We start from the raw sequence: 26,423 nt of genomic DNA on the forward strand, positions 1-26,423 counted from the left end.
CGCACCTGAGTCGGCATCAGGCCAGTTCGGCGACGACTGCGGCCAGGGCCTTGGCCGGGTCGGCTGCCTGGCTGATCGGACGGCCGATCACCAGGTAGTCGGAGCCGGCATCCAGGGCCTGGCGCGGAGTGAGGATGCGGCGTTGGTCGTCCTGCGCACTGCCAGCGGGACGGATGCCCGGAGTGACCAGTTGCAGGCGCGGATAGGCGGCCTTGAGATCGGTGGCTTCCTGGGCCGAGCACACCAGGCCATCCATGCCAGCCTTGTCTGCCAGGCCCGCCAGACGCAGGACCTGCTCCTTCGGCTCGATGTCGAGGCCGATGCCGGCGAGATCCTCGCGCTCCATGCTGGTCAGCACGGTCACGCCGATCAGCAACGGCTTGGGCCCATTGAACTTGTCCAGTGTCTCGCGGCAGGCCGCCATCATGCGCAGGCCGCCAGAGCAATGCACATTGACCATCCAAACACCCATTTCGGCAGCGGCCTTCACCGCCATGGCGGTGGTGTTGGGGATGTCGTGGAATTTCAGGTCAAGGAAGACCTCGAAACCCCGGTCGCGCAGCGTCGAGACGATTTCCGCGGCGCAGCTGGTGAACAGCTCCTTGCCCACCTTGACCCGACACAGGTTGGGATCCAGCTGGTCGGCCAGCCGAAGCGCGGCTTCGCGGGTAGGAAAGTCGAGGGCGACAATGATCGGCGTCTGACAGGCGGACATGGGGAAAATCTCATACGAATCGGAAACGGCGCGCATTGTAGCGGAAGCCGGCGCGCGTCGCTGCTTCACACGATGTGGTCGAGTGCGAATGCCGTCATGAAGCCAGCCAGGGTGACCAGCCCGGTCCAGGCGTGGGTACTCTCGAACGCCTCGGGGATCAGGGTATCCACCAGCATGCAAAGCACCGCCCCCGCCGAAAAGCCCAGGGCGACAGCCAGCCAATGAGGAGGGAGGTCGGCGAACAATCCCGGCCCAGCCATGGCCGCCAGCCCGGACAGCAGTGCTATCGCACCCCAGAGCCCGAACACCAGCCAGCCGCTGCGTTTCTCCTCGCGTAGCCCGGCCGCACTGGCCAGGCCTTCGGGCAGGTTGGCGAGGAAGATCGCCACCAGCATTAGCAGGCTTACGTCCCCACCATCCAGCAACCCCAACCCGAGCCCCAGGGATTCGGGGATGCCATCGAGGAATGCGCCAACGGCGATGAGCAAGGCGACCATGCTGCCGCCGCCGTTGCCGCTCTTGCGGCGATGGTGCCGTTCCAGGTGATCGATGTATTGGCTCGCCAGGACGAAGACCACACCGCCGGCCAGCAGCCCGGCCAGGGTCGGCCAGAGACCGCCGATGCGCTCGGCTTCGGGGATCTGCCCGAAGCACAGGGCGGCGACCAACACACCACTGCCGTAGGCCATGATCGAGGCGACGACCTTCTGCGGCAGCTTCACCAGGAAACCGACGGCCGCGCCGATGAGCAGGCTACTGGCGGCCAGCCAGCCCCAGAGACCCGCTTGTAGGGTGACGGAAATCTGCATGTATCCTCCTTGAATGCCGGGCCCAAGGCTAACAGAAGGGGCTCATCGGGCGGCCGGACGGTCCAGCAGGCGCCCCAACAGCCAGCTTGCCGCCGGGCCCAGGCGCCGCTGGCGGGACCAGACCACATCCACGGCCTGACTGCGCGGCCATCCGGGCACCTGCAGTTCTTTAAGGCGGCCGTTGGCGTAACCGCTCACCAGCCAGCGCGGCAGCTCGGCCCAGCCGAAGCCGTTACTGGCCATTTCCAGCAGCAGCAGATAGCTCGGCGCGGACCAGCAACGACCACCACTGTTTGGCAGACCGTCGTCCAGCGCCAGCGCATTGCCCAGCGTATTCAGGCGCAGCAAGCGCCACCCCGCCAGGTCGCTCTCCTGCACATCACTCATTTGCGCCAGCGGATGCTCCTGGGCCACGAAAAGACCGAAGTCGGCACGCTCGGCAACGGTTGCCGCCCCCAACTCCGGCGGGTAGGTCCCCTGAGAAGCCAGCAGACCCAAGGTTGCGCGCCCCTGCGCGACCAACTCGATTACGTCATTGTGCTCGGCAATCAGGCACTCGAACTCGAGGTCGGGGTAACGCTGATCCATCTCGGCCAGACGCTCTTCGTACTGCCCGGACTGATACGCATCCGACAAGGCCAGGCTTACCCGGGGCTCCAATCCACCGGCCAGCTGCGCCGCTGCATGCTGCAGACGATCCGAAGCAGCGAGGATTTCCTCGACTCGATCCAGCAGGACACGGCCGGCATCGGTCAGCTGGGGTTGACGACTGCTGCGATCGAAGAGCTCCAGGCCCAGGTCGATCTCCAATCGGGCGATAGCCTCGCTGACGGTTGACTGGCTCTTGCCCAGCTTGCGCGCGGCTGCACTGAACGAACCCAGGGCGACGGCATGGACAAAGGCTTCCAAAGATTCAGGCGAGTAGTTCATATCGGTTTTCCCGATGGCATCTCACTTAACCCTATCCCATAGACCGATGAGAATACAGACCAGACATTCACTCCAAGCCTGGAGAGCGCCATGACCCAAACCAATGTAGCCCTGAACAAAACCGTCAAGGAGCGGGTTTTCCATGCCCTCGCCTTCGAAGGCCTGGCCGTCCTGCTGACCGCCCCCGTGCTCTCCCTGGTACTGGGCAAGTCACTGGCGCACATGGGTGCACTGACCCTGATGTTCTCCACCGTGGCGATGCTCTGGAACATGCTCTTCAACAGCCTGTTCGACCGGGCTCAGCAACGCCTGGGGTTCCAGCGCACCATGCCGGTACGGATAGCCCACGCCGTGCTGTTCGAGCTGGGGTTGATCCTGGTGCTGGTGCCGCTGGCGGCCTGGTGGCTTTCGATCGGACTGCTGGAGGCCTTTGTGCTGGATATCGGGCTGCTGCTGTTCTTCCTGCCCTACACCCTGATCTTCAACTGGGCTTACGACACGCTTCGCGCCCGCCTGATGGAGGAGCCGGCAGTACGGCCCAGCGAATGCAGCGCGCTGAGGTAACAGCAGCTCCTTCACAGCCGGCTATCGAAATGAATGATTCTCGGGAACGTGGAAAGGCGAGCACAATCGAATAGAGTAACCACCCTTTCCACGGGAGATGATCATGCCTTGGTATGCCTGGCTGATACTGGTCCTGGCCATCGGCTCCATAGTCGGTAGCCTGATGGTGTTGCGCGATACGGCAAAGAAACTGCCGCTGACAGAAGAGCAACTCAAGCGCATCCGCGAGCGCAATGCCGAAATGGATGCAAAGGACGCCAAGGACCGCTGACCCCGTGCCCGCCCCTGAAGAACAGACCGAGGCATTGCCACAGGGAAGCGGCATGCCGCTTCACCTGCAACTGCTGTTCCCGCTTGTCGTCCTCGCCATCGGCCAGGGCCTGGGTGGCGTGCAAGTCGTGGCACTGCTGGCGGGCGTCGCATTCTCCGGTTGGGTCCTCGCCGAACGCCTGCTACCGCCCCGAGTCTGGCTGCCGGTAACCCTGCTTTTCTCCGTCGCCCTGGCCGCCCATCTGCTGCCGGGCTTCAGCCCACTTGTCCTTGCTGCTCCACAGCAATTGAACCCCGATGCTCCGCCATATGCCCTGCGTTTGTCCTGGGACAAGCTGCTGGTGGGCATGACCTTGCTGGCGTGCTGGTTGGGCCGCCCGGCGCCACCCGCACTGGCGCCGCAGCGGGCATGGTTCGCTGCATTGGCAACCCTGCTGCTGGTGCCGGGGTTGGCACTCGCAATCGGTCTCGTGGGTTGGCAGCCGAAATGGCCGGAGATGATCTGGGAGTGGTTGGCAGTGAACCTGCTGGCCACGGTGCTGGCGGAAGAGCTGGTGTTTCGTGGCCTGCTCCAACCAGCGCTGGTTTCCTGGCTGGGTGGGCGCAAGGGCGTGCTGCTCACAGCGGCGATCTTCGGCGCCGTCCACCTGCCCTTCAGCCCACTGTTCGCGCTAGTCGCAGGACTCGCCGGCCTGGGCTACGGCCTTGCGTTCCACTACAGCGGACGGCTCTCGGTAGCCATCGCCCTGCACCTGGGGGTCAATCTCTGCCATCTGTTGCTACTGAGTTACCCGTTGCGACTGGCCTGACCACCACCCCATAACGCCCGAATATCTGCTGCAACTGGCCGCCACTGTGTAGCCTGTTAAGCAGCGCGGAAAACTGCGCGGCACTGATGGGGGCTCCTGGCCGCAACACGGCGTAGTGGTGGTAACTCTGGTCCAGCCGTTCGCTGGCCAGGAAGCTGCCGGCCAGGCTCGGGTTCTGCTCCAGGTAGGCATTGAAGTAGGAACGTGTCACCAAGGCGATATCCGCCCGATCCCGCAGCAGCATGCGCAGGTTGCTGTCGTGGGAATAGGTGAGCTTCGCGTCGAACTCGCGCTGGAGGAACTCAGGATCGGGATTGAAGCCGGCAAAGCCGTAGTGATAGCCGTTGTAGAGCGCGAGTCGCTTGCCGGCCAGCTTGGCGAAGTAATGCTGGCTGCGCCCCTGCTGAGCCTTGGCGACGAATATTTCTGCATCTTCCAGGCCCATGTCGATCCGCGCGCCGGGAATACCCTGCCACCCCCAGTCCGGATTCTCGAATACCGCGAGGTCGATCCGCCCTTCCTGGAAGTCGCGGAAGCGCCGAGGAATGGAGGTCGGCCGCACGACGAAGCGATAGTCCGTCTGCAGTTCGTTGAGTGCAGCGAGCATGTCCAGAAGCAGGCCGCTGGCTTCGGCCGACTCCGGCTTGACCACATAGGGTGGGAAATGCGCGCCGGCGACCTGCACGGTCTGCGACGCCACTGCAGGCGCTGAAATCAGCAGGACTACGGAAACCCACAACGCCTTCAGGGACAACCCCCTGCAAACTTCCATCTCTACCGCTGCTCCCTGCAGTTACGGCACTGCGCCGCAGAGTACGTGATTAACGTTGCAACTACCCACTCTTCCCCGAGCAGGACGTGACAAATCTCACATTTGCCTTCAGGCGTCCTTGATCACCAGGGATAGCGCCTGCTCCGCGAGCTGATCGAGACTCATCGGGCCCTCCGGGCGGAACCAGGTGGTGGTCCAGCTCAAGGCGCCGGTGAGGAAACGCCGCAGGATGAACGGATCGGCGGTGAAGTATCCCTCGGTTCTCGCTTCGCCCAGGACGCCCAACCAGAGTTGCTCATAGGCTTCGCGCAACTGGAGGATGTACTGCTGCCCTTCCTCCGAAAGCGAGCGCCACTCGTACACCAGCACCGCCATGGCTTCGCCAGTGCCACCCATGATGGATTGCAGTTCGCAGCGGATCAACGCCAGTACCCGCTCGCGCAAATCTCCGGCTTCCGCCAGCGAAGCTCGCATCAGCGCAGTGTTGTAAAGGACGGTCTCCTCCATCACCGAACGCAGGATCTCATCCTTGCTCTTGAAGTGATGGAAGATGCTGCCGGACTGGATACCTACCGCGCCGGCCAGGTCACGCACGGTAGTGCGCTCGTAACCTTTGCTACGGAACAGGTGGGCAGCGGTCTGCAGCAGCTTGCCACGGGCACTTTCGGGGTCGGTGATCTGGCCACTGGCAACCAGTTCCTGCATCACCGCCTGGGCTTTTTCGTCGTCAAGGCTCATTGGTTTCCCCGCTGCGGTCAGCCACTCCAACTTAAGAATGGTTCGCAAGTCTCTGTCTTGATTGATGAAATCTATGCTGGCTGATGCGCCCAAGCAAGCGCTCGGGTGAAAAAGAGCTAGCCAGGCACTTTTCAACCAAGCGCTTGCTTGGTAGTGTTCAATCCATCACCCAACAGTGCTGCGGAATACTCCAATGACAAGAACCGTACGCATCGGCTGCGCCTCTGCATTCTGGGGCGACACCTCCACCGCCGCCGCCCAATTGGTACATGGCGCCACGCTGGACTATCTGGTCTTCGATTACCTGGCCGAAATCACCATGTCGATCATGGCCGGAGCTCGCCTGAAGGACCCGGACGCCGGTTTCGCCACCGACTTCGTCGAGGTCCTGGCCCCCCTGCTGCCGGCGATCGCCGAGAAGAAGGTGCGCGTGATCAGCAATGCTGGCGGGGTGAACCCGGCGGCCTGCGCCAGCGCCCTGGCCGCCGCCTGCGAAAAGGCTGGCGTAACGATGAAGATCGCTGTCCTGCATGGCGACAACCTGCAGCCACGGCTGGGTGAACTGGCCAAGTCCGGCATCCGCGAGATGTTCACGAACGCCCCGCTGCCCCCCATGTGCGTTTCGGTCAACGCCTACCTCGGTGCACCGGGGATAGTGGCCGCGCTGGATCAGGGTGCCGACATCGTCATCACCGGCCGAGTAGTGGACAGCGCGGTGGTAAGCGCAGCGCTGGTCCACGAGTTCGACTGGTCCTGGGAGGATCACGACAAGCTCGCCCAGGCCGCCCTTGCCGGTCATCTGATCGAGTGCGGAGCCCAGTGCACTGGCGGCAACTTCACCGACTGGGAGTCGGTGCCGGACTATGAACACATCGGCTTCCCCATCATCGAAGTGGAGGCCGATGGCAGTTTCTGCGTGACCAAGCCGGACGGTTCCGGCGGCCTGGTCACGCCTTTCTCGGTCGGCGAGCAGATGCTCTACGAGATCGGCGACCCGCGCGCCTACCTGCTCCCCGACGTGGTTTGCGACTTCACGCGCGTCACCCTCGACCAAGCCGGCCCGAACCGCGTACGCGTACTAGGCGCTCGTGGGCTGGCCCCGACGCCGCAGTACAAGGTCAGCGCCACCTACCCCGATGGTTTCCGCTGCACCGCCAGTTGCCTGCTGGCCGGCATCGACGCAGTCAAGAAAGCCGAGCGGGTCAGCCGCGCGATCATCGCCAAGACCGAAGAGATATTCGCCGGGCGCGGCTGGGGGCCCTACCGCGACGTGAACATCGAACTGCTCGGCAGCGAGGCGACCTATGGCCCCCACGGCCAGCGCCAGGACAGCCGCGAAGTGGTGATCAAGATCGCCGTCAGCCACAACCGCAAGGACGCCCTGGTGCTGTTCTCCCGCGAGATCGCGCAGGCCGCCACCGGCATGGCGCCGGGCCTCACCGGCATAGTCGGGGGCCGGCCCACGGTCTATCCGGTGATCCGCCTGTTCTCCTTTCTGGTAGACAAATCCGCTTGCCGTCTGGAAGTGGAGCTGGATGGCCAACGCAGCGAATGCGCCCTACCGCAGGTAGGCAACTTCGACCCGGCAACCCTGGCCGAAGACTTGCCGATGCCCAGCGCCGATGGCCAGGCCAGTGCCAGCGTTCCGCTGGTCAAGCTAGCGGTTGCGCGCTCCGGCGACAAAGGCAACCACAGCAATATCGGCGTCATGGCACGCAAGGCGGAGTTCCTGCCCTGGATCGCCGAAGCCCTGACCCCGGAAGCCGTGGTCGACTGGATGGGACATGTCCTCGATCCCCAGTTCGGGCGCGTGTCTCGCTGGTACCTGCCGGGCAGCCACAGCCTCAACTTCCTGCTGGAAAACGCCCTCGGCGGCGGCGGTGTCGCCAGCCTGCGCATCGACCCGCAAGGCAAAGCCTTCGCCCAGCAACTCCTGGAATTCCCGGTGCCGGTGCCCAAGGCCCTGGCCGACAGCCTCTGAGGATGCAATCCATGGCATACGACTCGATATTCAAGCCTGGCCTGTTCAGCGGCCAGACCATCATGGTCACTGGCGGCGGCAGTGGCATCGGCCGTTGCACCGCCCATGAGCTGGCGGCCCTGGGCGCACATGTCGTTCTTGTCGGTCGCAAGCCGGAGAAACTGGAAAAGACCGCGGGGGAGATCATCGAAGATGGCGGTGTCGCCAGTTGGCAGGCCTGCGATATCCGCGACGAAGACGCAGTGAAAGCCATGGTGGCAGCCGTGCTGGCCGAACACGGCGCCATCCATCACCTGGTCAACAATGCCGGTGGCCAATACCCCGCCCCGCTCGCCTCGATCAACCAGAAAGGTTTCGAGACCGTTGTACGCACCAATCTGGTAGGCGGCTTCCTGGTGGCCCGCGAGGTGTTCAACCAGTCGCTGAGCAAGACCGGCGGGAGCATCGTCAACATGCTCGCCGACATGTGGGGCGGCATGCCTGGCATGGGCCACTCCGGCGCCGCCCGCGCCGGCATGGAGAACTTCACCAAGACCGCCGCCGTTGAGTGGGGTCATGCGGGTGTGCGGGTCAACGCCGTGGCTCCCGGCTGGATCGCGTCCAGCGGCATGGACACTTATGAAGGCGCCTTCAAGGCCATCATCCCGACCCTTCGCGAACACGTGCCACTCAAGCGCATCGGCAGCGAGTCGGAAGTCGCCGCCGCTATTGTCTTCCTGCTCTCCCCCGGCGCCGCCTTCATCAGTGGCAACACCATTCGTATCGACGGTGCCGCCAGTCAGGGCAGCCGCGCCTTCCCCCTGGCCAAGGCCAAGCCGGGCCAGAGCAAGGGCTACAACGGCTTCCACCGCGCTTACCTGCCTGACGTGCTGAAGGACCAGGAGTGACACGATGACGGTCATCCAATCCGAACTCGATGCCCAGAGCGAAGACTTCGCCAGAAACCGCGACGCCATGCTCGACGCGATCGCCAGCTTCCGTGACGTCGAGCAGAAGGTGCTGGACAAGGCAGCCGAGTCCAAACCGAAGTTCGAGAAACGCGGCCAGTTGCTGCCCCGCGAGCGCCTGAACCTGTTGCTGGACCCGGGCAGCCCCTTCCTCGAACTCTGCTCCCTGGCCGGCTACAAATTGCACGACGACAAGGACGGCACACAGGCCGGCGGCGGCATCATCGCCGGCATCGGCTACATCTCCGGCATCCGTTGCCTGATCAGTGCCAGCAACAGCGCCATCAAGGGCGGCACCATCTCCCCTACGGGGCTCAAGAAGACACTGCGCCTGCAGCAGATCGCCATGGAGAACAAGCTGCCGCTGGTGGCCCTTACAGAAAGCGGTGGCGCCAACCTCAACTACGCTGCGGAAATCTTCGTCGAAGGCGCCAGAGGCTTCGCCAACCAGGCACGGATTTCCGCCATGGGCATCCCCCAGGTGACCGTAGTGCATGGCTCAAGTACTGCCGGCGGCGCTTATCAGCCTGGGCTGTCGGACTACGTCATCGTGGTGCGCGGCAAGGCCAAGATGTTCCTCGCCGGCCCGCCGCTGCTGAAGGCCGCCACCGGTGAAGTGGCGACCGACGAAGAACTGGGCGGTGCCGAAATGCACGCCCAGGTAGCCGGTACCGCCGAATACCTGGCCGAGAACGACGCCGATGGCCTGCGCCTTGCCCGCGACATCCTCGCCATGCTGCCCTGGAATGCCCAACTGCCAGCCCGTGCCAATACCGATTGGCGCGAGCCGCTGTACAGCACCGAGGAATTACTGGGCGTGGTCCCGGCCGATCCGAAGAAACCCTACGACGTGCGCGAGATCATCGCCCGCATTGCCGACGGCTCGGAGTTCCTGGACTTCAAGAATGAATTCGACAGCCAGACCGTCTGCGGCCACCTGCGCATCGAAGGTCGCCCCTGCGGGCTGATCGGCAACAACGGCCCCATTACGCCCCGGGGCGCGGCCAAGGCAGCACAGTTCATCCAGCTCTGCGAGCAGGCCAATGTGCCTCTGCTGTTCCTGCACAACACCACCGGTTTCATGGTCGGCACCGAGTCCGAACAACTGGGCGTGATCAAGCATGGCTCGAAGATGATCCAGGCCGTGGCCAACGCCCGCGTGCCGAAACTCACCCTGGTGGTGGGCGGTTCCTACGGCGCGGGCAACTACGCGATGTGTGGCCGCGGCCTCGACCCACGCTTCATCTTCGCGTGGCCCAACAGCCGTACGGCGGTAATGGGCGGTGCCCAGGCCGGCAAGGTGCTGCGCATCGTCACCGAGGAAAAGCACGCCAAGGAGGGCAAGGAGCCCGACCCGAAGATGCTCGACATGCTCGAACAGGTGACCGCACAGAAGCTCGACAGCCAGTCCACCGCCCTCTACGGCACCGCCAACCTTTGGGATGACGGTCTGATCGACCCCCGTGACAGCCGCCGACTGCTGGGCTATCTGCTGGATATCTGCGCGGAGGCCGACGCCCGCCCGCTCAAGGCCAACAGCTTCGGCGTGGCCCGGTTTTGAAGGTAGGGTGCGCCTTGCGCACCATCCCGGATCTCGGTGCGCAGGGCGCACCCTACAAGGAGAACAAGAAGAATGATCTTTACCCAGGAACACGAAGAACTTCGCCGCACGGTGCGTAATTTCGTCGACAGGGAGATCAACCCCTATGTCGACCAGTGGGAAAAGGAAGGTCGCTTCCCGATCCACGACATCTTCAAGAAAGCCGGGGAGCTGGGCCTGCTGGGCATCTCCAAGCCGGAGAAGTTCGGCGGCATGGGCCTGGACTACAGCTATTCCATCGTCGCCGCCGAAGAGTTCGGCACCATTCATTGCGGCGGCATTCCCATGTCCATCGGAGTGCAGACCGACATGTGCACCCCGGCCCTCGCGCGTTTCGGCTCCGATGAACTGCGCGAGGAGTTCCTGCGCCCGGCCATCGCCGGCGAGATGGTCGGCTGCATCGGCGTTTCGGAAGTGGGCGCCGGCTCCGACGTCGCCGGGATGAAGACCACCGCCCGCAAGGACGGCAGCGACTACGTGATCAACGGCAGCAAAATGTGGATCACCAACTCCCCCAGCGCTGACTTCATCTGCCTGCTGGCCAACACCTCGGACGACAAGCCGCACGTCAACAAGTCGCTGATCATGGTGCCGATGAACACCCCCGGCATCACCCTCAGCGCCCACCTCGACAAGCTCGGCATGCGCAGTTCGGAAACCGCCCAGGTGTTCTTCGACAACGTCCGCGTGCCGCAGCGCTACCGCATCGGTCACGAAGGCGCCGGCTTCATGATGCAGATGCTGCAGTTCCAGGAAGAACGCATGTTCGGCGCCGCGAACATGATCAAGGGCCTGGAGCACTGCGTGGACGTCACCATCGACTACTGCAAGGAACGCAAGACCTTCGGCAATCCACTGATCGACAACCAGGTGATCCATTTCCGCCTGGCCGAGCTGATGACCGAGATCGAAGCCCTGCGCGCATTGGTCTACCAGGCCGTCGAGCTCTACGTCAGCGGCAAGGACGTCACGCGCCTGGCCTCCATGGCCAAACTCAAGGCCGGCCGCCTCGGCCGCGAAGTCACCGACGCCTGCCTGCAGTACTGGGGCGGCATGGGCTTCATGTGGGACAACCATGTTTCCCGCGCCTACCGCGACACCCGTCTGGTTTCCATCGGCGGCGGTGCGGACGAAATCATGCTCGGCATCATCTGCAAGCTGATGGGCATCCTGCCGGGCAAGAAGAAGGGCTGACGCCATGACCCTGCCGAACTGCGAAGCCCTGCTGCTGGAACTGGCTGGAGGCGTACTTCACGTCACCCTCAACCGCCCGGACAGTCGCAACGCCATGAGCCTGGCCATGGTTGAAGAACTGCGCGCGGTGCTAGCTGCTGTGCACAGCGACGCCAGCGTGCGCGCCGTGGTGCTGCGCGGCGCCGGTGGGCACTTCTGCGCCGGTGGCGATATCAAGGACATGGCCAGCGCCCGTGCGGCCGGTAGCGATGCCTATCGCGACCTGAACCGCGCCTTCGGCAGCCTACTGGAAGAAGCCCAAGCACAGCCCCAGGCACTGATCACCGTGCTGGAAGGCGCGGTGCTCGGCGGCGGCTTCGGCCTGGCTTGCGTCTCGGATATCGCCATTGCCCTTGCCGGCGCCCAATTCGGTCTCCCGGAAACGAGCCTGGGCATTCTGCCGGCGCAGATCGCACCCTTCGTGGTCAAGCGCATCGGACTCACCCAGGCGCGCCGTCTGGCCCTGACCGCCGCGCGCTTCGACGGTCGAGAAGCCCTGCGCCTGGGCCTGGTCCACTTCGCCGAAGCCGACACCGAAGCCCTCGAGCAGCGCCTGGCCGAGAGCCTGGAGCAGGTCCGCCGCTGTGCGCCAGGCGCCAACGCCCGAACCAAGGCACTACTACTAGCCACGGAAAACGAACCCCTTGGCCCCTTGCTGGATAGCGCCGCCGAGCAGTTCGCCGCCGCCGTGACCGGCGCCGAAGGCACCGAGGGCACGATGGCCTTCGTGCAGAAGCGCAAGCCCACTTGGGCGCAGTGAGCCTTTACTCCCCCTCCCCCAGGGAGAGGGTTGGGGTGAGGGGAACCACGCCGCGCGCAGGTAGCCCCCTCCCCCCTGGCCTCTCTCCCAGGGGAAGAGGGGAATCGAAACCGAGGAGCCAGAGAATATGCCCAGCCTCAACAAGATCCTGATCGCCAACCGAGGCGAGATCGCCTGCCGGGTGATGCGTACCGCCCAGGCCCTCGGCTATCGCACTGTCGCCGTCTACAGCGAAGCCGATGTCGACGCCCGCCATGTGCAGCTGGCTGACGAAGCGGTGTGCATCGGTCCGGCGCCGGTGGGCCAGTCCTACCTGTCGATCCCGGCCATCATCGGCGCCGCGCAAAAGACCGGTGCCGACGCCGTTCACCCCGGCTACGGCTTCCTTTCCGAGAATGCTGACTTCGCCCGGGCCTGCGAGGCTGCCGGCATCACCTTCATCGGCCCGACCGTGGAAGCTATCCACCTGATGGGCAGCAAGCGCCTCTCCAAGCTGGCCATGCTGGAGGCCGGCGTGCCTTGCATCCCCGGTTACGAAGGTGCCGAACAGGACGACGCCACGCTGGCCCGCGAAGCCGAGCGCATCGGCTACCCACTGATGATCAAGGCCAGCGCCGGTGGCGGCGGCCGTGGCATGCGTCTGGCGAACGGCCCGGACGAACTCGCGGCACAACTGCGCACCGCTCGCTCCGAGGCGCTGAATGCCTTCGGCAGCGCCGAACTGATCCTGGAAAAGGCCGTACTGAAACCGCGTCACGTGGAAATCCAGGTGTTCGGCGATCAGCACGGCAACCTGGTCTATCTAGGCGAGCGTGATTGCTCGGTGCAGCGTCGTCATCAGAAAGTCATCGAGGAAGCGCCCTGCCCGGTCATGACCGCCGAACTGCGCCGTGCCATGGGCGAAGCGGCGATACAGGCAGCACGCACGGTTAACTATGTCGGTGCCGGTACAGTGGAGTTCCTGCTGGATACCCGTGGCGACTTCTACTTCCTGGAGATGAACACCCGCCTTCAAGTGGAACACCCGGTGACCGAACTGATTACGGGCCAGGACCTGGTGGCCTGGCAGATTCGCGTTGCCGAAGGCCAACCGCTGCCGTTGAAACAGGAAGATATCCACCTCAACGGCCACGCCATGGAGGTACGCCTCTATGCCGAGGACCCGGCTGCCGGTTTCCTGCCCCAAACCGGCGACGTGCTGCGCTGGGAGCCAGCCGAACTGGAGGGTATCCGCATCGACCACGGTCTGGTGGAAGGCCAAGCCGTGTCGCCGTTCTACGATCCCATGCTGGCCAAGGTAATCGCCTGGGGTGCCACTCGCGACGAAGCCCGGCGCAAGCTCGCACGCGCGGTGGAGGACTGCGTGCTGCTCGGCGTGAAGGGCAACCAGCGCTTCCTCGCCAACCTGCTGCGTCACCCTCGGTTCGCCAGCGGGGAAGCCACCACCGCCTTTATTGGAGACGCTTTCGGCGACGATTCCAGCCTCTGCCCGCAATCGGCTTCGCCGATGGAGCTGGCCGTCGCAGCCACCCTGCTCTACCAGGCCTCGGCCACGCGCTCCGCCCACCAGGGCAGTCTCGCCGGCTGGCGCAGCGCCGGCAGTGCCCCTTGGTGCCTGGTGCTGCGTCAAGGAGAGCAGAAGCACGCCGTGGAGCTGGCTGTGCAGGAGGCCGGCCGGCAACCACGCCTGCTGGCAAGGGTGAATGACGCGGAGATCGCCGTTCGCCTGGTGAGCGCCGATGGCCGCTGGGCGATCGTGGAGCTGGACGGAATTCGTCGCCGCATCGCCTACCACCAGCAGGCCGCACAGCTCTGGCTGTATGGCCAGAACGGCAATCTGGAACTGCAAGACGTCACCCACGAGCCCGCCGGCGGCCAAGCCGGTGCCGGATCCGGCGTAGTGAAGGCGCCCATGGACGGTGCCATTGTCGAGGTGCTGGTGGCCGAAGGCTGCCGCGTCTCCAAGGGCCAGCTACTGGTGGTACTGGAAGCCATGAAGATGGAGCACCCGCTCAAGGCCGGCGTTGACGGTGTGATCCGCCGCGTTCAGGTCAGCCAAGGCGACCAGGTGAAAAGCCGCCAGTTGCTGGTGGAGGTAGAGGAAAGCCTCTGACGAGGTACGTTTCGTAGGAGCGAGCTCTGCTTGCGAAGGATTGCGGCACGATTCGCCCTGTAGGGGCGAATTCATTCGCCAATGGCCGCAGCGCGGCCCCGGACAACAACAAGAACCAGGAGGTCCAGATGTCTCTTTCCGGCAAGACCCTGTTCATCACCGGCGCCAGTCGCGGCATTGGCCGTGAAATCGCCCTGCGCGCCGCCGCCGATGGCGCCAATATCGTCATCGCCGCCAAAAGCGCCGAGCCCCATCCGAAGCTGGCTGGAACCATCTTCAGCGTGGCCGAGGAAGTGGAAGCTGCCGGCGGCAAGGCCCTGGCGCTGCAACTGGACGTGCGCGACGAGAACGCCGTACGCGAGGCCATGGCCAGGGCCGCCGAACACTTCGGCGGCATCGACGCACTGGTCAACAATGCCGGCGCCATCAAGCTGGTGGGCGTGGAGCGCCTGGAGCCCAAACGTTTCGACCTGATGTACCAGATCAACACTCGCGCAGTGATGGTCTGCAGCCAAGCCGCTCTGCCCTATCTGAAGCAAAGCGCCAATGGCCATATTCTCAGCCTGTCGCCGCCGCTCAACCTGGCAGCCAAATGGTTCGCCCAGCACGGGCCCTACACCGTCACCAAGTACGGAATGAGCATGCTGACCCTGGGCATGAACGAGGAGTTCAAGCGCTATGGCATCAGCGTCAACTCACTCTGGCCGCAAACCATGATCGCTACCGCCGCCATCGAGTTCGAACTGGGCAGCCGCGACGCCTTCAAGCGCGCGCGCACGCCGGCGATCATGGCTGATGCCGCCTACGCCATCCTGGCAAGCCAGGGTCGCAGCATCACCGGCCGCCTGTTGATCGACGAAGAAATCCTGCGCGAGCAAGGCCAGACCGACTTCGAACAGTACCGCTACGACCCGCAAGGGGGCTCGCTGGTGCCGGATCTGTTCCTGGATTGAGGTCCAAAACCTGTAGCGGTGAATTCATTCGCCAAGCAGGCCGAAGGTCTGCCCTGAAAGATCGAATGGGGCAGCGATGCTGCCCTTGGCGAATGAATTCGCCCCTACAACAGCCTTGCGCCACCGCCACTATTTGCCCATCTGCCCCCACATCGCCGCGCGAGGGTCATGGTGGGGTTCGGCGACCCGTTCTAGAGTCAGGAAGACGACTGCGTACAACAACGACAACACGCGAGAACCATGAGCCAGGTCGAACTGATTTCCCCATTGAGATTCATCGCCCGCCTGCCGACTAACCTGCCACGCCTGCCGCGCATGCTGCTGGGGCTTTATTACACCGGCATTCGCAACCGCGAGAAAGCGCTCTCCCTCGGATGGGCGCTGGAGCGAGCCGCGCGCCTGTATCCCGATCGCCCTGCAGTGGTCGACGAACAACGCCAGCTCAACTACACCCAGCTCAATGCCTGGAGTAACCGTCTGGCCAATGCCCTGAAGGCCGAAGGCGTTGCCCATGGCAGCGTGGTGGCTGTGATGCTGGAGAACCGTATCGAAGTGCTGGCGGTACTCGGCGCGCTGGCAAAGCTCGGGGCGATCGCCGCCCTGGTGAACACCACACAGCGCGGCAAGGTGCTCAGCCATAGCCTCAACCTGGTGAAAGCTCGGCATTTCGTGGTGGGCGAAGAGCTACGCGGTGCCTTCGATGAAGTTCGCAATGAACTGGAAGACTCCCGTCGCTGCTATTGGGTGGCCGATGCCGATAGCCTGCTCGAGCCCGGCGACGCTCCCGCCGGCTGGCGGAACCTGATGCGCCTCGCCCTGGGCCAGCCCGGGGACAACCCGGCGGACACCGGGCAGGTGCGCCTCAAGGACGCGTGTTTCTATATCTACACCTCAGGCACCACAGGGCTGCCCAAGGCTTCGATCCTCAGTCATGGCAAGTGGATCAAGGCCTATGGCGGCTTCGGCCACTCGGGTCTTGGCCTTAGCGAGACCGACGTCTTCTATCTGACCCTGCCCTGCTATCACAACAACGCAGTCACCGTGAGCTGGGCCTCGGTGCTGGCCGGTGGTGCCGCCATCGCCTTGCGTCGCAAGTTCTCCGCCAGCAATTTCTGGAAGGATGTCGCGCGCTATCAGGCCACCTGCTTCGGCTATATCGGCGAGCTCTGCCGCTACCTTCTAAACCAGCCGCCCTGCCCCGAGGAGCGGAGCAACAGCCTGACCTGCATGATTGGTAACGGCCTGCGCCCGTCGATCTGGGGTGAGTTCAAATCGCGCTTCGGTATCGAGCGCGTGATGGAGTTCTACGCCTCCAGCGAAGGCAACATTGGCTTCACCAACGTATTCAACTTCGACAATACGGTGGGGTTCTCCCCCGCAACTTTCGCCATCGTCCGCTATGACCTGGAAAATGACCGTCCGCTACGGGACCCTCGTGGCTTCCTTCAGGAAGTGGCGCAGGGTGAGCCGGGTCTGCTGATCAGCGAGATCAGCCCCAAGTGGCCCTTCGACGGCTACACCGATCCGGCCAAGAGCGAGGCGGTGATCTTGCGTGACGTGTTCAAGAAGGGCGATGCCTGGTTCAACACCGGCGACCTGATGCGTGGTATCGGCTGCAAGCATGCACAGTTCGTCGACCGCCTTGGCGACACCTTCCGCTGGAAAGGCGAGAACGTTTCCACCACCGAGGTCGAGAACGCCTTGGGCGCCTTTCCCGGCGTGGAGGACGCGGTGGTCTACGGCGTGGAAATTCCCGGCACTAATGGCCGTTGCGGCATGGCAGCCCTGCGCCTGAGCAGTGGCACACAACTGGATCGCCAGGCCCTTGCCGATCATCTGGATCGAGAACTGCCGGCCTACGCCTCGCCACTCTTCGTGCGCCTGCTGGGAGAGGTGGAGACCACTGGGACCTTCAAGTACAAGAAGACCGAGCTGAAGCAGCAAGCCTATGACCCGGAATCAGTGCGCGAGCCCCTCTTCGCCCGCCTGCCGGGCGATCCGGACTTTCGCCCCCTGGATGGGGCGCTGTATCAGGCAATACAGCGCGGCGAATACCGTTTCTGAGGCTTCCTGAAACTGTGCGGGCGAAATCATGCGCGAATGAATTCGCTCCCACAGGCTGGCGCCGACCTACGACTGCGACGGCCTATCGCTTGAACTCGAACTGCAATTCGGCGCCCTCAACGGAGCGCCAGTAGTCGTCTTCCCGTTCGTTGGTAATCAACTTGCCATTGAGCTGAAACGGGCTCTCCGGTGCAGGTTTCTCCACGAACATCTGCGGTAGCAGGGGTTGGTCCGGCAGATCGGCAGTGGCTTCGCTCGGCTGCAGCTGATCGACCAGCCCCTTCGGCAAGGTGAGGTCGAGCTTGGCCTTGGGCAATGGCGCCTCGGTCGAAGCGGCCACCGGCGGTTCCTTCGGCTTGACCGGAGCAGGAGGCGACGGCACCGGCTTGGGCGTTGGCACCGGTGGCGGTGGTACCGGCTTGGACTCCGGCACGGGCGGGGGCTCCACGGGTGCAGCCGGTTCGGAAGCCGAGCGCGCCGGCTCCGGGCTGGCGGAGATGGGTGGCGGCGCGGGAGGCGACTTGGGCTGCGAGGGGGCATCCTTGTCGCATGCCGCCAACAAAGTCAGTGCCAGGCCGGCACAAAGCAGATGAATCGAACGCATGGAAGTTCTAGCGGGGGCAGTGATGGCGCCATGCTCCACCTTAGCCAGCAGCGTGGCAAGTCCGGCGCGACCGCTGTCAGCGGTCACGCTCCAGTTTCCGCAGCTCGGCGGCGATATCCCGCTCGGGGTAGCGGGTCTGCAATTCACTCATCAGCTTGCGTGCTTCCTCGCGCTTGCCTGCCCTGTTGAGTTCCAGCACGCGTTGCAAGCTGGCTCGCGGCTCGACTGGCGGTGCGGCCCTGGCCATTTCGGCCTTGGGTGCGGCCTCTTCCAATTGCATCGGTTCTTTCTGGCGTGCCTCGACTTCGGCGCTGCTGTCGGCCATGGCCGAAGCTTTTTTCTCAGTCTGGGCAGGAGGGCTGGCCAGGGTGGCCGGTGCGGCCTTGGACATGGGTGCAGCGGCCGGCGCCGGAGCGGAGTACTGCATGGGGCTGGCGGGCGGAGCATCGAAACGCTGCTCGGCCTCCTGCTGGGTGCGCAAGGTCAGGCTGAGCCCGATGCCCAAAGTGGCGAAGCCGGCCACAGCGACCGCCCAGCGCTGCCGACCGCCAGAACCGAACAGCCAGGCATGCAGGTGCTTTCCCCAGGAAGGCACTTTTTCAGCCCTGTTCTGCGCTGCCTGCGCCGCAGCCGCGGCGAGGATACGCTGGTCCAGTAGCACCGAGGGCTCGTCGTGACAGTGGCGACGGTAATGTTCGAGCAGTTCCCGTTCCATGGCGTCCGGCTTGTGCGGGTCTTGGTTCATGCGGATACCTCCTCCGCCGCGGCCGGGTCGGCCAACAGCCGACGCAACTTCTGCAGCGCATAGCGCAGACGGCTTTTCACCGTTTCCGCGGGTGTACTCGTGAGTTCTGCGATCTCGGTCACTTCCAGGTCGCCATGGGCACGCAACAGAAACACCTCGCGCTGCTCACCCGGCAATTCGTCCAGGGCCGCGCGCAGGCGTTGCTGGTCCCGGCTCAGGGAAAGCTCCCGTTCGGGATCCGGGCTGCTGCCCGGCAGTGCCTCACCGTGGAGCGTCTCATCGAAGGTTTCTTCCCGGCCCTGCAAGCGGCCGTACTTGCGCCAATGGTCGATCAGGCGATTGCGAGCGATCTGGTAGAGCCAGGTCTTGAAACTGGCCTGGCCGAGCGGCGAGGAGTCGCTGCGAATCAGGTTCAGCCAGGTTTCCTGGAAGATTTCCTCGGCCAGCGCGCCATCACCACACAGGCCACAGAGAAAACGGTAGAGGCCAAGGCGATACCGCGCGTAGAGCACGCCAAAGGCCTCGGCATCGCCGTTGCGGTAACGCCGCAGCAAAGCGGCGTCGTCATCCGTGAGGATCGCGTTCACGTCATTCCTTCCGCGCGTGGGATGGAGCGGGAGTTTGCAGGCTTTGCGCCAGTTCCACCAGTTGTACGAACTCACTACGCAAGCCGAAGCGATCGTCGCCACGGGCCGCGCGAGCCAGGCTGGCGCTGTCGGACAGGCTGAAATCCCCGGTGTATTGCCCCCCTTTGAGCAGCTGGGCGAAGGCAGCTACCGCAGCAGCAAAGCGCAGGTCCTCGCTGGCCTCGCCGGGGCTGGTCACATTGGCGGCAGCGATGGGACGTTCCAACAAGCGGCTCTGCTCCGTACCCGGCGCCTTGTAGCGCACACGCAACCAGGCAAGTTCGCCAGGATTGCCTTGGGTCTTGGCGGTCGACTGGTAGCGCAGCGGCTCCAGCCAGCCCTTGGCACCTGCGGGGACGATCTCGTAGAGCGCGGTGATGGTGTGTCCGGCACCGATCTCGCCGGCATCCACCTTGTCGTTGCTGAAGTCTTCACGCTTGAGCGCGCGGTTCTCGTAACCCAGCAGGCGGTACTCGCTGACTTCGGCCGGATTGAACTCCAGTTGCAGCTTCACGTCGCGGGCCACTACCGAAAGGGTCGAATCAAGCTGGTCCACCAGTACCTTGCGTGCCTCGCGCAGGTTGTCGATATAGGCGTAGTTGCCGTCACCGGCATCGGCCAACTGCTCCATCAGCCGTTCGTTGTAGTTGTCCATGCCGAAACCCAGCGTGGTCAGGGATACCCCGCCCTTGCGCTTCTGCGCAGCCAACTGCTTGAGGCTTTCGAAGTCGCTGATGCCAACATTGAAGTCACCATCGGTGGCCAGGAGGATACGGTTGATGCCATTCGGGATCAGGCCCTTCTGCGCTTCTGCATAAGCCAGCTGGATACCCGACTCGCCCGCCGTGGAACCGCCGGCGCTGAGCTGATCGATGGCGGTCCGGATCTTCGCCTTCTCGCTGCCAGGCGTGGAGCCAAGCACCACCCGTGCCTCCCCCGCATAAGTGACCAGGGAAACCCGGTCCTGGGGTCGCAACTGGTCCACCAGCAGTTTCAGGGTGCCTTGCACCATGGGCAGGCCCTCGCGGCGATCCATGGAACCGGAGACATCCACGAGAAACACCAGATTGGCCGGCGGCAGCTGTGCGACCTTGCTATCGGATGCCTTGATTGCCACTCGCAACAAACGCGTCTGTGGGTTCCACGGAGTCTGCGCCAGTTCGATGCCGATGCCGAACGGCACATCGCCCTCGGGCATTGGGTAGCTGTAGGGGAAATAATTCACCATCTCCTCCAGCCGCACCGCGTCGGCCGGCGGCAATTGGCCGCCGCTGAGGAAGCGTCGCACATTGGCGTAACTGCCCGTGTCCACGTCGATGCTGAAGGTTGAGACGGGCTCGTTGGCCACCGAATGCACCGGGTTGTCAGCCAGATGCTGGTACTGCTCCCGGGGCACATCGCGGTAGCCCGGCAGCAAGGCATCTTGCATTGGGGCGGGCGCGATCATTGGCATCTGTCGTGCTTCGGCAGCGTAATCGGCGCGCTTGGCGAGCGTTTCCGGCGCACTGGCGATGGCCTCCCGGTGCATCTCCGGCTCGGGCTGGTTCAATACCGCAGGCGGCACCGAGGCCTTGCTGGCGGGCGGAGCCGAGGCATCCTGGGCGCTGCAGGCGGCCAGGGCGAGCAGCAGGCCCGCGGTGAAGCCAGCGGCCAAAGGTTGGTGCGCAAGGAACTGATGGCTGGACATGGATGCCTCCTGGGAACGAATGAGCCACTCGCACCAGTAGACGGATGCCTTACGCCAGACGGGTTAATGCAGGAAAAAATCATTCGCCAAGGACCACAGGCGGCCCCTGGCTGAAAGTTACAGCCCCACTTCCTGGCACAGCTGCTTGGCCAGCATGCCGAGCGTCATCATGGCCCGCTCAGCCTCGCGGTTCCACGGGATGCCGCAGTTCAACCGTACACAGTGGTTGAACTGTTCCGTGTTACTGAAGATCAGCCCCGGCGCGATGCTGATGCCCTGCTGCAAGGCACGCATGTGCAGGTCCTTGGTGTTCACCTTGGCCGGCAAGCTGATCCAGAGGATGAAGCCTCCATTGGGGCGGGTAATCTGGGTGCCTTCTGGGAAGTACTGCTGGACCGCGAGCTGGAAGGCAGTGAGGTTCTTCCGGTACTCCTGTCGGATGTAGCGCAGGTGCCGGTCGTAGCCGCCATTCTCGAGGTAGGCCGCCACCCCCATCTGCGTGACGCTGCACGCCGAGTGGGTACTGAAAGTCTGCAGGCGCTGGATTTCCGCCTGGTACTTGCCGGCGACCATCCAGCCGATGCGCACACCAGGCGACAGCGTCTTGGAAAAGCTGGAGCAGTAGATCACCCGGTCGTCCAGGTCATACGCCTTGATCGCTTTGGAAGGCCCCTGATCGAACATCAGTTCGCCATAGATATCGTCTTCGATGATCTGGATGTCAAAGTCCGAGGACAGGCGCAGCAGTTGCTTCTGTCGCTCCTCGGGAATGGTGCCGCCCAGCGGGTTGCTCAGGCGCGCAGTCAGAACCAGCGCCTTGATCGGCCATTGGTTGGCTGCCAGCTGCAGGGCCTCCAGACTGATGCCGGTGGTCGGGTCGCTCGGGATCTCGATGACCTTCAGGCCAAGCAGGTCGGCCAGTTGCAGCAGGCCGTAATAGGTCGGCGACTCCGTGGCAATCAGGTCACCCGGACGGGTCAGCACCCGCAAGCTCATCTGCAGCGCATCCACACAACCGTGGGTGATCACCACTTCGCTGGGGTCAACCACTACGCCGGCGTCGCGCATGCGGATCGCCACCTGGCGACGCAGCGGCTCGAAGCCGGGGCTGAACATGTAGCTGAAGGCGCGCGGGCTATGGAAGCGTGTGACCTTGGCGAGCTGCTGGTGGAGGGTGCGTACCGGCAGGTAATCGACATGGGGAACGGCTGCGCCCAAGGGGAAGACGCCCTCGCGGCGGGACTCGGCTAGAACCTGTTGAATGATGCTGGCGCGGGTGACGAGGCCCGGGCGTTCGACACGAGCGATATCCGGGGTGGACGCGGTCAGGGCCGGGGTCTGGTGCACATAGAAGCCGGATTGCGGACGAGCGCGAATCAGTCCCTGGTCCTCCAGGCTTGCGTAAGCCTGCAGCACGGTGGCGTGGCTGACACTGAGCTGGGAACTGAGCTTGCGCACCGAAGGCACGCGTTCGCCCGGCTGGTAGACGCCTCGGCGAATATCATCGGCCAGTTGCTGGGCGATGCGTTGGTAGAGCAACAGATTGGTCATGACGGCAGCACCTGTATCACTGGACCGAAACACTATCTGAACACTTAACAACTGCACCGGTACAGATCGGGAAATTGTGTGCGATACAGTGAATTTGTCCAGGCATGAAAAAGCCCCGGTGCCGAACGGCAACCGGGGCCTTGTGGCAGAGCGGCTTCAGCGTGCCGAGCCGAGCTCGCCCTTTTCATTGGAGAAGACGATCTCCACTCGACGGTTCTGCGCCCTGCCGCGGTTGGAAGCGTTTTCGGCTACAGGGAAGGCTTCGCCATAACCCTGGACCTGGATGCGCTTGGCATCGATGCCGAGGTCGACCAGGGCATCCGCCACCGCCTGGGCACGATCGGTGGAGAGCCTGAGGTTGTCTGCCTTGTTGCCGCTGCTGTCGGTGTAGCCCTCGATACGTACGACACGGCGTGGGTTCAACTGGAGGAACTGCACCAGTTTCAGCACCGTGCGATTGGCCGAAGCCTTGAGATCAGCGTGACCGGTATCGAACAGCACATCGCCCAGGGTCATCACCAGGCCACGATCGGTCTCAGTGGCGGCCAGCGCGATCATCTGCTCTTCAAGCCACTTGCCCTGCTGCTGGACACTGAGGAGCTTGGCTTCACGCAGTGCCAGTTGCAGGCGCTCGCGCTCCATCTGCAACTTGGCGGCACGCGCCTGGTTCTGGCTCTGTTCGCTGTGCTGGCTGGCGATCTCGCTGTAGCGCTGGCTGAGATACGCGTAGTGGACTACGTCCCGGTCATTGCCCCAATAGCTGGACAGGCGCTCGGCACGAGCCAGGGATTCGCCAGCGCGGATCACATCCTTCGGCGCGGCGCTGAGGACGTTCTGGTCCTCCTTTACCTTCTGGAACATCTGGCGAGCCTGCTCGAGGCTCTGTTCGGTCTGCTGCTGGTTGGCGCAACCACCGAGCAGTCCAAGGCCAAGCATCAGGCCGGCGGTCAATGCATGATTCCGCATCACTGCACGTCTCCCAGCTGCTTGCGCAGGCGATTGATCCGCGCGGTCAGCTCGGCCAATTGGTCCTGGCTCTTCTTGGTGAGCACCTTGGCTTCCGCAAGGCGTGCATCCAGTTCCGCCTCTTCGGCCAGGACGCGCGCACGCTTGTAGTCCTGCTCACCCATGTTCTTCTCGGCCAGGGCGAGTTTGTCCTGGGCAAGCTTCATTTCCTCGATCTGTTCGGTGGCGCCGACGGCCTTGGCCTGCTCCACGGCCTTCTCGGTAAGGCGCATCTGTTCGATGGGCGCCGGATCGCTGGCACAGCCGGCCAGGGCCAGCACAACCAGGCCGGCGGCAAACAGGGGTGTCTTGCTCACTAGAGGATTCCTAATCATTCGGGAGTGCCGGCGGGTTGCATCATCTGCAGTGCCTTCCAGCGTTCCAGGTTGCGCTGCAGCAGGGTTTCCGGCACTCCGGCGGCGACCAATTCTGTCATTTTTTTCGCGAGCTGTCCGCGCAGCCAGGGGTCGTTGCAGGCCGAGTTGTGGGACAGCGTCAGGTACAGACCTTCACTGGAAATCGGAGGTTCCAGCGCGGCCAGATCGTCGGCCATGCCCAGGGTGTCGGCCAGCACCAGGCCGGGGTATCGCTCATAGAGCACGTAGTCGGTGCGCTCCAGCAGCAGCTTCTGGTAGGCCTGGGTCAGGCTGGGAACCTCTTCGAGCTTGAGATTCTCCTTGGCGAAGCGGTCGAAGGCCTCGCCAAAGCTGTTCTTCACCAGCGTGCCGCCGATGTGGCTGCGCAGGTCTTCCCAACCGCTGTAGGGGAACGCGCGCTCGCGCTTCACCCAGACGACGCTTTGGGTTTCCAGGAAGGCCGGATGAACGTAGTCCATGGTTTCCAGGCGCGGCAGGGTGAGGAAGGCCCCTGCGATCAGGTCGACGCGACCGGTACGGACTTCATCCTGGGCACGGGACCAGGGGCCGGTGTAGAGGATTTCCACCTTGAGCCCGAGTTCCTTGGCGATCTGCTTGAGCAGGTCGGCATTGGCGCCTATGAGTTGCTTGGGGTTCTCGGGATCGCGCCACAGATAGGGGGGATACTCGGGATTGCCGGTGGCCACCAGACGCTCGCATTTCCCGGCGGCCTGCCCGACTCCGGGCAACAGGCACAGCACGAGGAGCAAGGACGAGAGCTGCAATCTTGGCATCTGAAGTTTCCTGGGCTGGACATTCGATTGGCACCGACTTGTGCTGCATCGCCTGGAGCGAGCTTCATGCTAGCGTACAGGCGGCTTAAAGAACTATTCGCAATAAGGGCAGGCCATGAAGAAACTCATCATCGCAGTCATCATCTTGCTAGCGGCTGCGGCGACAACCCTCTACTTCTCTCCCATGGCGCTCACCGCCAGCGTGCGCCTCGTTGAGCGCCAACTTGCCGGTTTGTCGGAGCGCCAGATCGCGCTGGGCGATCTTAGCATCCATTACTACGAGGGCGGCCCGACCAAGGGCGAAACCATCGTGATGATCCACGGGTTCGGCGCCAGCAAGGACAACTGGCTGCGCTTCGCCCGCCATTTTACCGAGCGCTACCACGTCATCGCGCTTGACCTGCCTGGCTTCGGTGACAGCGACCGTCCTGCCGGCAGCTACGATGTCGGCACCCAGGCCGAGCGCCTGGAGTCCTTCATCAAGGTACTGGAGTTGGGCAAAGTGCACCTGGTAGGCAACTCCATGGGCGGCCATATCGCCGGGATCTTCGCAGCACGCTACCCGCAGCAGGTGCGCAGCCTGGGGTTGTTCGACAATGGCGGGATCACGGCCCCGAACAAGAGCGAACTGTTTCGCCTGATCGAAGGCGGCCAGTCCAATCCCCTGATAGTGCGCAATGCCGATGACTTCCAGCACTTGCTGGATTTCGTCTTCGTCGAGCCGCCGCCCCTTCCCGAGTCAGTGAAGACCTACCTCGCCGAACAATCCATGGCTAACGAGGCGCACTACAACGAAGTCTTCCGCCAGCTCCGGGAGCGCTATATCCCACTGGAGCCTGAGCTGTCGCGAATCGAGGCCCCTACCCTGCTGCTCTGGGGAGATCGCGACCGCGTGCTGGATGTATCCAGCATCGAGGTAATGAAACCACTGCTGAAAAAACCAACAGTGGTAATCATGCGGGACTGCGGACACGCTCCCATGCTCGAGCGCCCGGAAGAAACTGCCCGGCACTACCAGGCCTTCCTCGACGCCAGCCGCCGTTAAACGGCAATAAAAAACCCGCTCCGAAGCGCGGGTTTTTTGTACGGCAGGCCGGGAAGCGCTATTACAGCAGCTTTTCCAGTTCCGGTACGGCTTCGAACAGGTCCGCCACCAGGCCGTAGTCGGCCACCTGGAAGATCGGGGCTTCTTCGTCCTTGTTGATCGCGACGATGACCTTGGAGTCCTTCATGCCCGCCAGGTGCTGGATGGCACCGGAGATGCCGACGGCGATGTACAGCTGCGGCGCGACGATCTTGCCGGTCTGGCCGACCTGCATGTCGTTCGGTACGAAACCGGCGTCGACGGCGGCACGGGAGGCACCCACGGCAGCGCCCAACTTGTCGGCCAGGGCATACAGGTGCTTGAAGTTGTCGCCGTTCTGCATGCCACGGCCGCCGGAAACGACGATCTTGGCAGCGGTCAGTTCCGGACGATCGGACTTGGCCAGCTCTTCACCGACGAAGGCGGACTTGCCGGCGTCGGAAACAGTGCCCACGGCTTCAACGGCAGCGGAACCGCCTTCAGCGGCAGCGGCGTCGAAACCGGTGGTACGCACGGTGATCACTTTCACGGCCGCGCTGGATTGCACGGTGGCGATGGCGTTGCCGGCGTAGATCGGACGCTTGAAGGTGTCGGCGCTTTCAACGGCGATGATCTCGGAGATCTGGTCGACGTCCAGCAGGGCCGCCACGCGCGGCAGGTAGTTCTTGCCGTTGGTAGTGGCGGGTGCCAGCACGTGGCTGTAGCCCTTGCCC

Annotated in this window: 26 protein-coding genes; 12 read left to right on the forward strand and 14 right to left on the reverse strand. The window is 63.7% G+C overall.

Going from position 1 to position 26,423, the window contains the following annotated elements:
- Window positions 1-16: 16 nt before the first annotated feature.
- The 3 genes from pyrF to E8E75_RS14965 all read right to left on the reverse strand — a co-directional run bounded on the left by pyrF (window position 17) and on the right by E8E75_RS14965 (window position 2,454).
- Window positions 17-715 (reverse strand): orotidine-5'-phosphate decarboxylase, encoded by a 699-nt coding sequence (gene pyrF, locus E8E75_RS14955; RefSeq protein WP_120650167.1) that lies wholly within the window; start codon window positions 713-715, stop codon window positions 17-19.
- Between the two features lie 65 nt (window positions 716-780).
- Window positions 781-1,524 (reverse strand): hypothetical protein, encoded by a 744-nt coding sequence (locus tag E8E75_RS14960; RefSeq protein ID WP_120650165.1) that lies wholly within the window; start codon window positions 1,522-1,524, stop codon window positions 781-783.
- Between the two features lie 42 nt (window positions 1,525-1,566).
- Window positions 1,567-2,454, reverse strand: a complete 888-nt coding sequence (locus tag E8E75_RS14965; RefSeq protein WP_120650163.1) for a LysR family transcriptional regulator — start codon at window positions 2,452-2,454, stop codon at window positions 1,567-1,569.
- Between the two features lie 90 nt (window positions 2,455-2,544).
- On the opposite strand from E8E75_RS14965, the gene E8E75_RS14970 reads away from it, so the two are divergent.
- The 3 genes from E8E75_RS14970 to E8E75_RS14980 all read left to right on the forward strand — a co-directional run bounded on the left by E8E75_RS14970 (window position 2,545) and on the right by E8E75_RS14980 (window position 4,097).
- A complete protein-coding gene (locus E8E75_RS14970; protein WP_120650161.1) occupies window positions 2,545-3,018 on the forward strand; it encodes a multidrug/biocide efflux PACE transporter in 474 nt (157 codons plus the stop codon).
- A 103-nt stretch (window positions 3,019-3,121) separates the two neighbouring features.
- The gene (locus E8E75_RS14975; RefSeq protein ID WP_120655166.1) at window positions 3,122-3,289 is read left to right on the forward strand and encodes a DUF2897 family protein; all 168 of its coding nucleotides are present in this window, start codon (window positions 3,122-3,124) and stop codon (window positions 3,287-3,289) included.
- 52 nt (window positions 3,290-3,341) lie between these two features.
- A complete protein-coding gene (locus E8E75_RS14980; protein WP_153917241.1) occupies window positions 3,342-4,097 on the forward strand; it encodes a CPBP family intramembrane glutamic endopeptidase in 756 nt (251 codons plus the stop codon).
- Here the strand turns inward: E8E75_RS14980 and E8E75_RS14985 are convergent.
- Both E8E75_RS14985 and E8E75_RS14990 read right to left on the reverse strand, forming a co-directional pair.
- The gene (locus E8E75_RS14985) at window positions 4,048-4,869 is read right to left on the reverse strand and encodes a transporter substrate-binding domain-containing protein (RefSeq protein ID WP_120650158.1); all 822 of its coding nucleotides are present in this window, start codon (window positions 4,867-4,869) and stop codon (window positions 4,048-4,050) included. The genes E8E75_RS14980 and E8E75_RS14985 overlap by 50 nt on opposite strands.
- A 108-nt stretch (window positions 4,870-4,977) precedes the next feature.
- Window positions 4,978-5,607, reverse strand: coding sequence for a TetR/AcrR family transcriptional regulator (locus E8E75_RS14990; RefSeq protein ID WP_218569233.1), 630 nt, complete (start codon window positions 5,605-5,607; stop codon window positions 4,978-4,980).
- A gap of 193 nt (window positions 5,608-5,800) precedes the next feature.
- On the opposite strand from E8E75_RS14990, the gene E8E75_RS14995 reads away from it, so the two are divergent.
- The 8 genes from E8E75_RS14995 to E8E75_RS15030 all read left to right on the forward strand — a co-directional run bounded on the left by E8E75_RS14995 (window position 5,801) and on the right by E8E75_RS15030 (window position 17,258).
- Window positions 5,801-7,588: an acyclic terpene utilization AtuA family protein gene (locus E8E75_RS14995; RefSeq protein ID WP_153917213.1), complete on the forward strand. Its 1,788-nt coding sequence runs from the start codon at window positions 5,801-5,803 to the stop codon at window positions 7,586-7,588.
- Window positions 7,589-7,599: 11 nt separating this feature from the next.
- A complete protein-coding gene (locus E8E75_RS15000; RefSeq protein WP_120650154.1) occupies window positions 7,600-8,475 on the forward strand; it encodes an SDR family oxidoreductase in 876 nt (291 codons plus the stop codon).
- Between the two features lie 4 nt (window positions 8,476-8,479).
- Window positions 8,480-10,096 carry a geranyl-CoA carboxylase subunit beta gene (gene atuC / locus E8E75_RS15005; RefSeq protein ID WP_120650152.1) on the forward strand — a complete coding sequence of 539 codons (1,617 nt, stop codon included), beginning with the start codon at window positions 8,480-8,482 and terminating at the stop codon, window positions 10,094-10,096.
- Window positions 10,097-10,168: 72 nt separating this feature from the next.
- Window positions 10,169-11,329 (forward strand): citronellyl-CoA dehydrogenase, encoded by a 1,161-nt coding sequence (gene atuD, locus E8E75_RS15010; protein WP_120650150.1) that lies wholly within the window; start codon window positions 10,169-10,171, stop codon window positions 11,327-11,329.
- Between the two features lie 4 nt (window positions 11,330-11,333).
- On the forward strand, window positions 11,334-12,128 hold the full coding sequence (gene atuE / locus E8E75_RS15015) for an isohexenylglutaconyl-CoA hydratase (RefSeq protein WP_153917215.1): 795 nt from the start codon (window positions 11,334-11,336) through the stop codon (window positions 12,126-12,128).
- Window positions 12,129-12,255: 127 nt separating this feature from the next.
- On the forward strand, window positions 12,256-14,241 hold the full coding sequence (gene atuF / locus E8E75_RS15020) for a geranyl-CoA carboxylase subunit apha (protein WP_153917217.1): 1,986 nt from the start codon (window positions 12,256-12,258) through the stop codon (window positions 14,239-14,241).
- A 128-nt stretch (window positions 14,242-14,369) separates the two neighbouring features.
- Complete coding sequence (locus tag E8E75_RS15025) at window positions 14,370-15,194, forward strand: NAD(P)-dependent oxidoreductase (RefSeq protein WP_120650144.1); 825 nt, start codon at window positions 14,370-14,372, stop codon at window positions 15,192-15,194.
- Between the two features lie 240 nt (window positions 15,195-15,434).
- Window positions 15,435-17,258 (forward strand): long-chain-acyl-CoA synthetase, encoded by a 1,824-nt coding sequence (locus E8E75_RS15030; RefSeq protein WP_153917219.1) that lies wholly within the window; start codon window positions 15,435-15,437, stop codon window positions 17,256-17,258.
- A gap of 82 nt (window positions 17,259-17,340) precedes the next feature.
- Here the strand turns inward: E8E75_RS15030 and E8E75_RS15035 are convergent, their stop codons facing one another.
- From E8E75_RS15035 to E8E75_RS15070, 8 genes are all read right to left on the reverse strand, one after another.
- Window positions 17,341-17,949: a hypothetical protein gene (locus E8E75_RS15035; protein WP_178123421.1), complete on the reverse strand. Its 609-nt coding sequence runs from the start codon at window positions 17,947-17,949 to the stop codon at window positions 17,341-17,343.
- The gene (locus E8E75_RS15040) at window positions 17,939-18,607 is read right to left on the reverse strand and encodes a hypothetical protein (protein WP_153917221.1); all 669 of its coding nucleotides are present in this window, start codon (window positions 18,605-18,607) and stop codon (window positions 17,939-17,941) included. Before E8E75_RS15040 ends, E8E75_RS15035 begins: the two co-directional genes overlap by 11 nt.
- Window positions 18,604-19,194 (reverse strand): RNA polymerase sigma factor, encoded by a 591-nt coding sequence (locus tag E8E75_RS15045; RefSeq protein ID WP_120650138.1) that lies wholly within the window; start codon window positions 19,192-19,194, stop codon window positions 18,604-18,606. Before E8E75_RS15045 ends, E8E75_RS15040 begins: the two co-directional genes overlap by 4 nt.
- Before the next feature lies 1 nt (window position 19,195).
- Window positions 19,196-20,920: a VWA domain-containing protein gene (locus tag E8E75_RS15050; RefSeq protein WP_153917223.1), complete on the reverse strand. Its 1,725-nt coding sequence runs from the start codon at window positions 20,918-20,920 to the stop codon at window positions 19,196-19,198.
- Between the two features lie 117 nt (window positions 20,921-21,037).
- Complete coding sequence (locus E8E75_RS15055) at window positions 21,038-22,471, reverse strand: PLP-dependent aminotransferase family protein (RefSeq protein WP_120650134.1); 1,434 nt, start codon at window positions 22,469-22,471, stop codon at window positions 21,038-21,040.
- 156 nt (window positions 22,472-22,627) lie between these two features.
- The gene (locus tag E8E75_RS15060) at window positions 22,628-23,437 is read right to left on the reverse strand and encodes an OmpA family protein (protein ID WP_120650132.1); all 810 of its coding nucleotides are present in this window, start codon (window positions 23,435-23,437) and stop codon (window positions 22,628-22,630) included.
- Window positions 23,437-23,793, reverse strand: a complete 357-nt coding sequence (locus E8E75_RS15065) for a DUF4398 domain-containing protein (protein ID WP_077526125.1) — start codon at window positions 23,791-23,793, stop codon at window positions 23,437-23,439. Before E8E75_RS15065 ends, E8E75_RS15060 begins: the two co-directional genes overlap by 1 nt.
- Before the next feature lie 14 nt (window positions 23,794-23,807).
- On the reverse strand, window positions 23,808-24,626 hold the full coding sequence (locus E8E75_RS15070; protein ID WP_120650130.1) for a transporter substrate-binding domain-containing protein: 819 nt from the start codon (window positions 24,624-24,626) through the stop codon (window positions 23,808-23,810).
- A 115-nt stretch (window positions 24,627-24,741) separates the two neighbouring features.
- On the opposite strand from E8E75_RS15070, the gene E8E75_RS15075 reads away from it, so the two are divergent.
- Window positions 24,742-25,671 (forward strand): alpha/beta hydrolase, encoded by a 930-nt coding sequence (locus E8E75_RS15075; protein ID WP_120650128.1) that lies wholly within the window; start codon window positions 24,742-24,744, stop codon window positions 25,669-25,671.
- A gap of 61 nt (window positions 25,672-25,732) precedes the next feature.
- Here E8E75_RS15075 and E8E75_RS15080 read toward each other — a convergent pair.
- On the reverse strand, window positions 25,733-26,423 hold a 691-nt coding region (locus tag E8E75_RS15080; protein ID WP_280359337.1), incomplete at its 5' end, for an FAD-binding protein.

Source organism: Pseudomonas sp. BN606, assembly GCF_029873115.1.
Lineage (GTDB): Bacteria > Pseudomonadota > Gammaproteobacteria > Pseudomonadales > Pseudomonadaceae > Metapseudomonas.